This window comes from Corynebacterium sp. HMSC058E07 (assembly GCF_001809885.1).
GTDB lineage: Bacteria > Actinomycetota > Actinomycetes > Mycobacteriales > Mycobacteriaceae > Corynebacterium > Corynebacterium macclintockiae.
Genome location: NZ_KV799266.1, coordinates 1 through 606 on the forward strand (window position 1 = coordinate 1; position 606 = coordinate 606).

The 606-nt window shown below is 63.0% G+C and carries 1 pseudogene; it reads right to left on the reverse strand.

Annotation, left to right across the window (positions count from 1 at the left end):
• Window positions 1-81: 81 nt before the first annotated feature.
• Window positions 82-606: pseudogene (locus HMPREF2678_RS10330) on the reverse strand (hypothetical protein); the annotation flags it as partial.

A 606-nucleotide genomic window follows, 5' to 3' on the forward strand; every position in this document is an offset into this window, starting at 1 on the left:
CTCCGTGTCCAAAATGTCGCTAGACATCACACTGGTGGGCTAGCTTTGGGAGCTAACTCTGTGGGGTTAGCTCGGTGGGGGTTAGCTCTGGCGGCGGCGCAGTGCCATCAGGGCACCACCCAGAGCCAGGGCGATCACAGACGCACCCAGCGTGATAGCCAGACCGGACACACCGGTCACAGCCAGGCTGCCACCACGGGAACCAGCCTCGGTGCTCTGGGAAGCAGCACCAGTGCTGCCACCCTGGTTACCAGCAGTGCCTTTACCTGCACCCTGGTTGCCAGCCTGCTCACCAGCATGACCCTTGCCCGGCTTCTCAGTACCCGGCTTGGACTCGCCCGGCTTGCCCGGCTTCTCAGCACCCGGCTTGGACTCGCCCGGCTTGCCCGGCTTCTCAGCACCCGGCTTACCCGGAGCAGAGGAACCAGCACCATCACCGTGGTTACCCAGCAGAGCACCAATCAGACCGGAGCCAACAATCGTGCCACCGATGATAGCGCCGATCTTGCTCGGATCATCCAGAGAACCGGACGGGCGGCCCGGCTGATCGCCACCCTGGTCATCCTTTTCAGTGACCGTGACGGTGACCTCAACGTTGTCCTTAGA